The sequence below is a fragment of the Mesorhizobium wenxiniae genome, from assembly GCF_002284535.1.
In the GTDB taxonomy this organism is placed as follows: domain Bacteria; phylum Pseudomonadota; class Alphaproteobacteria; order Rhizobiales; family Rhizobiaceae; genus Mesorhizobium; species Mesorhizobium wenxiniae.
This window is the reverse complement of record NZ_NPKH01000020.1, coordinates 355,189-364,350: the sequence shown is the minus strand read 5'-3', so window position 1 is coordinate 364,350 and position 9,162 is coordinate 355,189. Positions and strand designations below refer to the sequence as shown.

Sequence of the window (9,162 nt, the reverse complement as noted above, 5' to 3'; positions counted from 1 at the left end):
ACACGGTGAGCGAAGGCGAATGGCTTCGCGCCGCCGATGCCCGCACCGCCCGCACCTTGCAGAAGGGAACGACGGTCCACACCCAGATAGGGACAGTCAATGTCGACCGGGTGTTTCAGTTTACGGCCGACGAGCCGGTCGTGGGCACCGACGCCATCGCCATTATCCCGTTTGTGTCGCCCGACATTTCAGACGTTGTCGATGAGGCGGAAGCGCTGCGCGATGAAACGAAGGTGCTGAAGGATGCCACTGAGACCAGTGCCGGCCAGGCAGCTGCCAGCGCCTCCACCTCCGCCGCCAATGCCGGACAAACCGCCGCCGATGTCGAAGCAACCGCGGCCAATCTGGCCAGCGCCCAGGCGGCGCGACGCGTCCCTGTATGGCAAGGGCATCTTCCCGACGATCGTGTGGGCGGTCGGCTTTGGTATCGTTGGTAGCGGTGCGCTCGTGGGCGGTGCTGGCGGGACTGATGGGACATTCGATCTCGCCATTACTGGCGGTGTTGGCTCTGGCGCTGCCGGTCGGTTCATCGTCGCTGGCGGCGTAGTCACTATGATCCTCATCACGGCGTCGGGTTCCTATACCACCGCACCTGCTTTTAGCTTTGGCGCGTCAGCCGGCCTCGCTGGTGCCAGCGCCCCACCGGTTCTTGCCCGGAATGTTGAGGTTGGTGAATACTTTTGGACCGAAATCGGCGCCGGTATCCTCGGAATGGACAACGTAGTGGCGGGCCGGTTGCCATCGACACGGGCGTTCGCGCGTCAGCGGCGGAAGTCATCGCCTTGATCGGATCGCGGACGGTGGGTCCGGTAGCCATTACCGGCTCGGTCGGCGGCACGGCTATCACTAACACTTCTGTCTATTACTGGCCGGGGTCTCTGTCCGCGATAGATGAAAATCTGTCGAGCGTAGAGCTCGGTTTCGGTGTGACAGCCGGGACCATTCATGTCGTCTTTGCCCACGTCGAGGGCGACGGCACGCTGAGTCTCGTCTCTGAACAAACCATCCTTGCCGTTGCCGGCCCGTCCTCCGTCAACTCGGGGCTCTCGATCCTGAAACCGGCCGGCAGTGTCATGGGCCTCCAGCGCACCGGCTCCGGCACCTGGTACTATACGGCGGGGGCCATTCCGAACGGCGAAGCCGAGTGGTTCACGGCGGCGGTTCCTACGTCGAACACCGCCAAGACCATTGGTTTTACCAGTGGCCCGCAATGGAAGGCAACTTTCACGGGCGAAATCGGCGTCAAGGCGCGTGCTGCCTATGCTAGCGCAAACGAACTGGCTGATATTGTCGGATCAGAGCAGGTTGTTGGCTGGCCGTCATTGGTCAACACAGGCACGAATACCCCGTCGAACTACAGCGTTGTCATGCAAACGCCAGCGCCGTCCGATGGGTACATTACCGAAGTTAATGCCGGGGCAAGCGGTTCCGGCTGTCATTGGGCGCTGGCCAGCAACCGCCCCGCACACTGGTTCAATCGCGTCACGCAGTTCGCAAATGTCAGTATTGCTGACGATGAACCGGGCATGACGGCGCTGCGGCCAAGCTCTACCTACACGCCCGCCTTCTATGGCGTCACGACCAGCGGAACCGTCTCGACGGGAACGCGCGGGCCGCTCGGCGAAAGCATCATCCTTGCGGATGGTGCGTCCCTGGCTTTCACGGGCGCCTATGAACAGGTCGGCGTCCACCACACCCAGGACGCCGGTCAAGGCTCGCTCGCCTTCGCCTTCGCCTTCAACGGCGGCGCGGCCTACAAGACTGTGAACGCTGCCGGTGCTCTGGCACTCGATCAATATTCCGGCCCGTCCCTGACAGGGCAGGCGGCGAGCGGAAACTATACCCTCACGGTCGCAGGCGGACCTGTGGAGATCACCGGGCTTATCCGTCTCGGCATAAAGGCGGCCGGCTCGCGCCCGCGTCTGCGGACGCCGCGCGCCGCGCGCCGCGCACGGAAGCTATACATTCGCGTCCTTCAACGCGCCGCGCCTTGCTTCTGCGGTCGCACAATGCGGCTATGCTGGCGGCAAGATCGTGCCGGTCCTCGCCCTGGGCATCAACGACAGCTTTGGCACGCCGCCGGCGACGATTTCAACGAACATCACGTCGATCATCAACACGCTGGAAGCGGCCCTGGCGCCGCCAACGCCCGTCCTCGTCTTGGGATGGCAGCTATACGGGCGGCCGAACATACGACGCAGCGCTTGGCGCGATCCGCCAAACCTACCCGGTCGCGCAATGTGCCGACGATCCCGATCGACGGGTTCGATTACATCAGCTCGGGGGCCTATCAAAAGGCCTGCACTTCAACGACGCCGGCCACGACGGCAATGCATTGCGCTTCATCGAAATACGTCGCGGAAAGGGGGTAAGGCCACGCCATTCGCTATTCAGTGCAAGGGTAAAGTGATCGCGACGCTTGCAGAGGGCGAGGAATGGGTGATCGTCGGAAAGAAGATCCTAACAGTTCAATGACCCGAACTTATTGTCGAGGAATCACAGTGCCTAAGGACGATGCCGAAGGCTCGTCGAAGTGTGGCTGGGAGGCGCCTAGTCCGCACTGGACGCGGTTCGCGCACTATGGCACGGTTGGCTTGGCGGGGGTGATCCTTAGGAGGATGTGCCGTTCTGGACAAGCTGAACAAGAAAGGTCTCGGGAAGACTCTTGGAGCCGTCGAGATTTCAACAAGTGGCGTCGAGGCCATTAAGGCCAGGAATGTCGCGAACTTAGCCAGCCTGGATATCTTTGACGGCTACCACATCCCTCATCCCGACAAGTCGTTCGATCTCGGTCTCGCCATCCACGTCGTCGAACATGTCGAGCACGAACGGATGTTTTTGATGGAGGCGGCGAGGGTCTGCAAGAAGCTCTACATCGAGGTGCCGCTGGAGCATACGAGAAACCTCAATCGCGCCATTCGGATGTCCGGGCCGTATGGGCACATCAATTTCTACACGCCGTTGACGTTCGAAAATCTGCTGAAGACTTCTGGTCTCAAGGTTGAGAGGCAAATGACTTTCGCCCATGACCTTGCTTATGAGCAGCACCTGGCCGGCCGGTCAAAAGGATGGGTGAAATACAAGTTGCGGACCGAATTTCTCAGGTTCGCGCCCAAGACTGCGCTGCGGAACATGGCGTACATGGCCGGAGCGCTCTGCAGCACTAAGTAGTCGATTCTGAGAGGTCGCGGACCCTTTTGGCCGGAACGCCGGCAACGACCGTGAAGGGCTCTACGTCCTTCGTGACGACAGACGCCGCCCCGACGACCGCGCCCTTGCCGATCGTGACGCCTTTCAGGATTGTCACGCCAAAGCCGATCCAGACATTCTCCTCGATCGTGACCGGCGCGATGCCGACACCCGACCAGTTTTTTTTGCCCTGATGCCAGTCCGCGACGTCGTTGGCTCGCTGCTTCCAATCCAGCGAATGCGAGTTGTGGTCAACGATCGTCGTACCCCAGGAGATAACGACGTCATCGCCGATCCTGATGTGCTCGGCGGCGACTAGGTGGCTCTTGCCGATGAAGCAGCGGCGGCCGATCGTGATTTGGGCTGCTGACCGGTCAAAAGAGAACCGGCAGTTGATGATACCGTCCTCGCCGATCGAGTGATGGCCACGGCGGGCAGTGCGGACGCTCTGAATGGCCATCTTCGTGCCGGCGCCGACATTGACGCCCGCTAGGTGTTGCAGGAAGCGCGGCACAAAAGGCATGTTAGTGTGTTCCGTATCGTATCTGTTGCTGTCTCTCGGCGACCTGCGATCCGTCGCAGACAATGAGGTTGTGGCATTTGCGCACAAAGCACCCTCCAATGCTGCCCGCGCATCGCGCTCATCGTCGGTTTCCACCATTGGCGCGGGATGCGCCGATCGCTTGGAGCCGGAAAGCGCTGAGGGTTTATGGCACCAGCAGGTCAGTTCGCATCGTCAGGGGCAGATCCGTTGGACCGCCCATCATTTGCGGCAAGCATCTCCGCTTTGCAAGCGTGATGGTGAGGTGTTCACGCGGTAATTCGTTTGGCTCGACACGGCCTCAGGCAACGAGCCAGTGCCGGTAGCATGTCGTCGACCGTAGATAGGTTTGTACCGAGCGATCCTGTCAGTCGAGAATTTCGGCCGCGGCTGGCTGGGCTTACGCGTCCAAAAGACACGCCGTAGCCCGCGCAGGCGAATGGCGCAAATACTGCAAAGACTAATGACGGCTGTCTTGCGACTTGTCGTGAGGCTGGCTGTTCGACCACCAGACAAAATACAGCGAACCTACCTTCATGACCGGCACGCGGCGCTCGCGTTCGCGCACCCGCAATTCGCGATAGACTTTCATCTTGAGGCTGGCGGTTCGACCACCAGGTGAAATAGACCGAACCGACCTTTAGGACAGGGATGCGGCGGGTGCGCTCGCGCTCGCGCAATTCCCGATACACCTTCATCTTCAAGGTGCCGCCCGGCAACTTGATACGAACCGCCATCAGCCCAACCCCATTGTGCAGCGCAGCAATTAGAGAGCTTCCGTGGCGGAAGAGTCAATGGCCGGTCATTGACTATTTCTGGGGCTATCTTCTGGGACTGTTTCCAGAAGGGTCGGGTCGCAGGGTTATCGTTTTGGCGGGGGCCTGGACGGACAATCCGATATGCTGCTCGGCCACCAGACGATGAAGTAATTTCCGACTGCCAGACCGGAACTTCGCGCTTCTGTTCGCGGCTGCGCAGCTCGTCCTTCGTCTTGATCTTCAAGGTCCCGCCCGGAAGCCTGATCCTTATTGTCACGTGCCCTCCCGCACCCTGTGTCCCACAAGGTACGAACGGTTCATGGGAGCAGTTTCATCCCGGCTAAGCAATTTCGGATCAGGCAGCAAGACGGATCGAGCTGTTTTCAAATGGTCAACACCGTCACTTGAAGAAATCCGCCATGCCCTGGATGGCCAGGAACGCATAGAGGATCGGCCCGGTGACCAGCCCGCAATAGAGGCACAGGATCGCTGCCAGCGCCACAAGCAAGGGCTTGTCGCGGCCGACCGCGCATAGCTCGGCCTTCACCGTCCAGCGCGCCGTTCCTTCATCTTGCGACATGGGCCGCTGTCCTCCCGATCTCCGCTCCTCTTGGGCTCATTTCACACAGTCGGTTGCAAACATCAACCTGCCCGCGACCTGGGCGGAAAGGACACGATCATGGATACCACGTTCAAGGGTGCCGCCAGGCGCCTGGACGACCTCGATCTGCCAAAACTTGGCGCCAGGATCGGCGTCGGGAGGATGAGATCCACGCCTTTCTCGACGTCGAGACCAGCGGGCATGGCTTCGACGCCCATGGCCGGCCGATCATCCTGTTCGAGCCGCATGTCTTTTTCCGCAACCTGTCGGGGGCGAAGCGGGCGCAAGCAGTCGCGGCCGGACTTGCCTATGTCAGGTGGGGCGAAAAGCCTTATCCCCGGGACAGCTATCCGCGCCTGAAAGCGGCTATCGCGATCGACGAGACGGCGGCGCTCAGATCGGCGTCATGGGGGCTCGGCCAGGTTCTCGGCGAGAATTTCAAGGCGGCCGGCTTCCCCACCGTGCAGGCCATGGTCGAAGCCATGATGGAGGACGAGGCGCTGCAGCTGGCGGCGGCGGTCAATTTCATCGCCGCCAACCGGCTCGACGGCAAATTGCGCAAGCACGATTGGGCCGGCTTTGCCAAGGGCTACAACGGCGCATCCTTTGGGAAGAACGCCTACGATATCAGGCTTGCCGACGCGTTCCGCAAATGGTCTGGGATCAGGGACACGCCGTGGCCGCACACTGCCCCAGCACAGCCTCCAGCGCCTGTTCCGATCCCGCAGGCTCCGCAGCTGAACGGTTCCCCGACTTCGGAGGCAGAGCCGGGCAGGGCTGGAGTCCGGCCCGGACCGCTGCCCGGATTCTGGGCCGCGGTCCTGGCTCCGTTGGTCGCCGCAATCCTCTCCTTGTTTCGAAAGGCCCCCTCTTTGTTTCGAAAGGCCCCCTCTTTGTTTCAAAAGGCAAAGCCATGACGTGGTTCAATACCAATGCCGCGCACAATCTGATCAATGTGCTGATCCTGCTGCTTACCGGCCTGGTCGGCTTCGACTGGACGATGTTCGGCATCGACGCGGCCCTGGCGCTCAAGATCACCGGGGTGCTGACCCTGCTCAAGATCCTGATGAATGTCGTCCGCGACGGCGTCGCCGGCCTCGTCAGAAGACAGCCCGCCGTGGAGGGCAATTGAGATGTGGGTGCTTTCCATGCTGAGCGCGCTCGCCGGCAACAAGGCGATCATGGCGATCTTCGCAGCACTCGTCGGCGGCATCGGCCTCTTTGTCGCCGGCGGCATCAGCCGGGCCAAGAAGGATACGGCCAGGCGAGCGGCGGAAAAACTCGCCGCCGCGCAGGATCGCCTCGAAATGGACCGCGAGGCGACCGATGCCGAACGCGCGGCGCGCGACCTGCCGGACGAAGCCGCACGGCGGGAGGCGATGCGATGGGCAAGGCACTGACGATCGGGCTGCTGCTCGGGGGCCTGTTGCTCGCCGGATGCACAACGCCGGTTTCGCCCGCGCGTCAGGTCTGGTGCGACCACAATCAGGCGCGGCGTCCGTCCGCCCGCGTCGTCGCCGCCATGTCGCGGGCCGAGCTCGACGAGGTGAATGCCTACAACGGGAAGGGCGCCAGATGGTGCGGGTGGAGGCCGTGATGATACAGGAGTTTCTCGATGCTCTCGGCATCAAGGCGCCGGTGGTGGTCGCCGGCCTTTCCGGCGGCATTCTGCGGGCCTTGTCGCGCCACCGCTACAAGGTTCGCGAGATGGTGGCGTCGCCGATCTGCGGCGCGCTGCGGCGGCCTACCTAACGCTTCCCGTGGTGCACTACATCCGCGCCGGCCTGCCTTTGCCGTCGCCCGACGACGACACCACGACGCTGGCCGCGGCGTTCCTCATCGGCGTCTCGGCGATGTGGATTTCGGATTCGTCTTCGAGGTGGTGGTGAGGCGGTTCAAGCCGGAGAAGGAGGAGTGAGATCGCGCCTGTCTTTTTGCGCCGCAGTAACAGCCTCTTGCGGGAGACCCTGGTGAAGGTGCGGAACCACGGGCGACGGTGCGCGTTAGGCACGACCCTTGAGAGGATGCACCATGCCAGCTCGCCCAATCGTCTCGACAGCCGCAGCGATCCTGCTCGCCGCCACAAGCATGGCTTACGCCCGGCCGGATGCGCGCACCATGACATGCGAACAGACGCAGCAGCTGATCCAGAGCCGACGCGCGATCGTCCTGACCACCGGCCGCAACACCTATGATCGATATGTCCGCCAATTTGGCAATGAGTGCGACCGACCCGCCGTGCCCGTCGCGTCCTATGTCCGGACGCTTGACGGTCAATGTCGGGTGCATCGATGCGAGGAATGGCGTTTCGATTTCCCGGCAGCCGGCTTCTGATCCAAGGTCTGTTCGCGCGACGTCTCTTCGCGCGAGGGGGCCGATGCCCTAGAAGGCGAAGAACTGCCAGCCGATCAGATATCCAAGCGCGACGACCGCCAGGGGAAACAAGGCGGGCGCCAGCCGGCTGAGGGCGGAGCTCCTTGCCGGTTCCTTCGGGGCGTTCCTGACGGCGTTTCCGAGATTCTTGGTCATGATCCCGCTATAGTAGCAGTCGCTGATTAACGATTCCCCAACATGCCGCGCCGCTCCGGAAACGGGGCGGTTTTCGCGTCTTCCATGGAACTCGTCGCTCTTGCCGCTCAAAACTATCGTGTCAGTCGATTGAACCAGCATGGAACCGGGCGCGTCGCAGCATACGGGAACCAATCGCCGCCCACCTGCTTTGGCAAGGAGGTGATCCTTCGCGGGAAAGGAGTTCGACGTGAAACCTTTCGAATTCTTGCCAAGTACGCGGATGACGGGCACGCTGATGACGGGCACGCTGATGACGGGCACGCTGATGATGGGCGTGCTGGGTGCGCTGGCGTTGGCGGCGCCGGTTGCCGCCCAGACGGAGACACAAGACCAGGCGCCTGCCGGCCCCTGCCAGGCCCAGCCGCAGAACGGCCAGCAGCAGAAGCCGCCCGTCAACAACGGAGCCAGCGACAGCCTGACCGACACGCTTGATCCCTGCGACGGCGTGCTGCAGCCGCCGCCGACCGGCGATCAGGGCATGGCCGCACCGCCGCCGGACCAAGGGAAGACACCGGTGCTCAAGCCCGGCGAGGTGCCGGCACAGCCGCCGAAACAATAGATTCGGGCCTTTGCCGCCTTGCGCCTGACGGGTGCCACGGCAGGCTTTTTCGCCTTCGGCCCGGAACATTAGCTCTTGCTAAATGTTCCTCTCGAAGCAGTCGATATCACCCCCTCCGGTATCGCTGCTGATCGGGCAATCCGATCGGCCCGCGTGCCTGCGACAGGAACGCGGGCCACTGCGGTCGCATCAGTGCGGCGCCAATGCGGCGATCGATTGGCCGCCGCTCACGGAACAAAGAAGGTTACGTCTGCGTTTTGCAATCTGGGCCTGCCGTTCCCGACTGTGGAAGGTGGACCCCCAAACCAGACAGGAGAAGACGATGAAAATCCACCTTGTTCCTGCCGCCGCCGGGCTGGTTCTGCTCGCCGGTATCGGCGTGGCCACCGCAGACCAGGTGATTATCACGCCCGAACAGCAGACAGTCGTCCGCGAATATGTGCAGAAGCACCCGCTGGCGTCGATCAGCCTTTTGGGAGTGGAGCTCAATGTCGGTTCCACTTTGCCCGACACGGTTGAACTTCACGAGGTTCCCGACGTCGAGTACAGATACGTAGTCGTCGACGATCGCACCGTGCTGGTCGACCCCGGCACCCGCAGCATCGTGCAGGTCATCGACTGACCTTCACCCGCCGCTCTCTCGGGAAGACGCAAGAGGGAGCGGCGGCTCGCCGGCAGGCAGCCGGCCGTTGATCGTCTTGTCGCGGGAAGGAGCCATTTCGATGTTGCCCCATGTCCAGTCACGCAATGTGGCCGCATCTGTCGACAAGCTGCTTGCTGAACGGGGCACTGCCCTGTTGTCGATGAAGGAGTTGATTGCAGAGGTGCGTGAGCGAACTGGAACGGAACGCTCGGACGCGGATCTGGCGGGGCTGATCACCAAAAAGGCGGCGCTTCTCGGTGTCGCGGTTCTGTCCGACCAGGGCTGAAGCCGCCCAAGACG

Annotated in this window: 15 protein-coding genes and 1 pseudogene; 12 read left to right on the top strand and 4 right to left on the bottom strand. The window is 62.2% G+C overall.

What is annotated here, in order from left to right:
• The first annotated feature begins 5 nt into the window (after window positions 1–5).
• The 3 genes from CIT31_RS12030 to CIT31_RS12020 all read left to right on the top strand — a co-directional run bounded on the left by CIT31_RS12030 (window position 6) and on the right by CIT31_RS12020 (window position 3,171).
• A complete protein-coding gene (locus CIT31_RS12030; protein ID WP_133116138.1) occupies window positions 6–437 on the top strand; it encodes a hypothetical protein in 432 nt (143 codons plus the stop codon).
• 243 nt (window positions 438–680) lie between these two features.
• On the top strand, window positions 681–2,372 hold the full coding sequence (locus tag CIT31_RS12025; protein ID WP_133116137.1) for a hypothetical protein: 1,692 nt from the start codon (window positions 681–683) through the stop codon (window positions 2,370–2,372).
• 256 nt (window positions 2,373–2,628) lie between these two features.
• The gene (locus CIT31_RS12020; RefSeq protein ID WP_342586934.1) at window positions 2,629–3,171 is read left to right on the top strand and encodes a methyltransferase domain-containing protein; all 543 of its coding nucleotides are present in this window, start codon (window positions 2,629–2,631) and stop codon (window positions 3,169–3,171) included.
• Here the strand turns inward: CIT31_RS12020 and CIT31_RS12015 are convergent.
• The 3 genes from CIT31_RS12015 to CIT31_RS12005 all read right to left on the bottom strand — a co-directional run bounded on the left by CIT31_RS12015 (window position 3,164) and on the right by CIT31_RS12005 (window position 5,068).
• Window positions 3,164–3,850, bottom strand: a complete 687-nt coding sequence (locus CIT31_RS12015; RefSeq protein WP_280950328.1) for an acyltransferase — start codon at window positions 3,848–3,850, stop codon at window positions 3,164–3,166. The genes CIT31_RS12020 and CIT31_RS12015 overlap by 8 nt on opposite strands.
• Window positions 3,851–4,190: 340 nt before the next feature.
• Window positions 4,191–4,322 carry a hypothetical protein gene (locus tag CIT31_RS35725; RefSeq protein ID WP_280950327.1) on the bottom strand — a complete coding sequence of 44 codons (132 nt, stop codon included), beginning with the start codon at window positions 4,320–4,322 and terminating at the stop codon, window positions 4,191–4,193.
• A gap of 566 nt (window positions 4,323–4,888) precedes the next feature.
• Window positions 4,889–5,068, bottom strand: coding sequence for a hypothetical protein (locus CIT31_RS12005; RefSeq protein WP_095518755.1), 180 nt, complete (start codon window positions 5,066–5,068; stop codon window positions 4,889–4,891).
• A gap of 53 nt (window positions 5,069–5,121) precedes the next feature.
• Here CIT31_RS12005 and CIT31_RS12000 point away from each other — a divergent pair, with 53 nt between their 5' ends.
• From CIT31_RS12000 to CIT31_RS11975, 6 genes and pseudogenes are all read left to right on the top strand, one after another.
• Window positions 5,122–6,006 (top strand): N-acetylmuramidase family protein, encoded by an 885-nt coding sequence (locus CIT31_RS12000; RefSeq protein ID WP_245316187.1) that lies wholly within the window; start codon window positions 5,122–5,124, stop codon window positions 6,004–6,006.
• Window positions 6,003–6,221, top strand: a complete 219-nt coding sequence (locus CIT31_RS11995) for a hypothetical protein (RefSeq protein WP_029351719.1) — start codon at window positions 6,003–6,005, stop codon at window positions 6,219–6,221. Before CIT31_RS12000 ends, CIT31_RS11995 begins: the two co-directional genes overlap by 4 nt.
• A 1-nt stretch (window position 6,222) precedes the next feature.
• Window positions 6,223–6,489, top strand: coding sequence for a hypothetical protein (locus CIT31_RS11990; RefSeq protein WP_065009808.1), 267 nt, complete (start codon window positions 6,223–6,225; stop codon window positions 6,487–6,489).
• Window positions 6,474–6,686, top strand: coding sequence for a hypothetical protein (locus CIT31_RS11985; protein WP_095518754.1), 213 nt, complete (start codon window positions 6,474–6,476; stop codon window positions 6,684–6,686). Before CIT31_RS11990 ends, CIT31_RS11985 begins: the two co-directional genes overlap by 16 nt.
• A pseudogene (locus CIT31_RS11980) lies at window positions 6,665–7,007 on the top strand (hypothetical protein). The gene CIT31_RS11985 and the pseudogene CIT31_RS11980 overlap by 22 nt, the downstream one beginning before the upstream one ends.
• A gap of 113 nt (window positions 7,008–7,120) precedes the next feature.
• Window positions 7,121–7,423 carry a hypothetical protein gene (locus CIT31_RS11975; RefSeq protein ID WP_095518753.1) on the top strand — a complete coding sequence of 101 codons (303 nt, stop codon included), beginning with the start codon at window positions 7,121–7,123 and terminating at the stop codon, window positions 7,421–7,423.
• A gap of 48 nt (window positions 7,424–7,471) precedes the next feature.
• Here the strand turns inward: CIT31_RS11975 and CIT31_RS34155 are convergent, their stop codons facing one another.
• The gene (locus CIT31_RS34155) at window positions 7,472–7,618 is read right to left on the bottom strand and encodes a hypothetical protein (protein WP_095519340.1); all 147 of its coding nucleotides are present in this window, start codon (window positions 7,616–7,618) and stop codon (window positions 7,472–7,474) included.
• Window positions 7,619–7,847: 229 nt separating this feature from the next.
• On the opposite strand from CIT31_RS34155, the gene CIT31_RS11965 reads away from it, so the two are divergent.
• The 3 genes from CIT31_RS11965 (at window position 7,848) to CIT31_RS11955 (ending at window position 9,148) form a co-directional block, all read left to right on the top strand.
• Window positions 7,848–8,219 (top strand): hypothetical protein, encoded by a 372-nt coding sequence (locus CIT31_RS11965; protein WP_342586915.1) that lies wholly within the window; start codon window positions 7,848–7,850, stop codon window positions 8,217–8,219.
• Window positions 8,220–8,541: 322 nt separating this feature from the next.
• A complete protein-coding gene (locus tag CIT31_RS11960; protein WP_095519338.1) occupies window positions 8,542–8,841 on the top strand; it encodes a DUF1236 domain-containing protein in 300 nt (99 codons plus the stop codon).
• Between the two features lie 100 nt (window positions 8,842–8,941).
• Window positions 8,942–9,148 (top strand): hypothetical protein, encoded by a 207-nt coding sequence (locus CIT31_RS11955; protein WP_095518752.1) that lies wholly within the window; start codon window positions 8,942–8,944, stop codon window positions 9,146–9,148.
• Window positions 9,149–9,162 lie beyond the last annotated feature (14 nt).

Bases quoted from the DNA above. Each gene is read 5' to 3' on its own strand.
- CIT31_RS12015 (WP_280950328.1), bottom strand. From the start codon at position 3,850: ATGGTGGAAACCGACGATGAGCGCGATGCGCGGGCAGCATTGGAGGGT.
- CIT31_RS35725 (WP_280950327.1), bottom strand. From the start codon at position 4,322: ATGAAAGTCTATCGCGAATTGCGGGTGCGCGAACGCGAGCGCCGCGTG.
- CIT31_RS12005 (WP_095518755.1), bottom strand. From the start codon at position 5,068: ATGTCGCAAGATGAAGGAACGGCGCGCTGGACGGTGAAGGCCGAGCTA.
- CIT31_RS11995 (WP_029351719.1), top strand. From the start codon at position 6,003: ATGACGTGGTTCAATACCAATGCCGCGCACAATCTGATCAATGTGCTG.
- CIT31_RS11990 (WP_065009808.1), top strand. From the start codon at position 6,223: ATGTGGGTGCTTTCCATGCTGAGCGCGCTCGCCGGCAACAAGGCGATC.
- CIT31_RS11985 (WP_095518754.1), top strand. From the start codon at position 6,474: ATGGGCAAGGCACTGACGATCGGGCTGCTGCTCGGGGGCCTGTTGCTC.
- CIT31_RS11975 (WP_095518753.1), top strand. From the start codon at position 7,121: ATGCCAGCTCGCCCAATCGTCTCGACAGCCGCAGCGATCCTGCTCGCC.
- CIT31_RS34155 (WP_095519340.1), bottom strand. From the start codon at position 7,618: ATGACCAAGAATCTCGGAAACGCCGTCAGGAACGCCCCGAAGGAACCG.
- CIT31_RS11960 (WP_095519338.1), top strand. From the start codon at position 8,542: ATGAAAATCCACCTTGTTCCTGCCGCCGCCGGGCTGGTTCTGCTCGCC.
- CIT31_RS11955 (WP_095518752.1), top strand. From the start codon at position 8,942: ATGTTGCCCCATGTCCAGTCACGCAATGTGGCCGCATCTGTCGACAAG.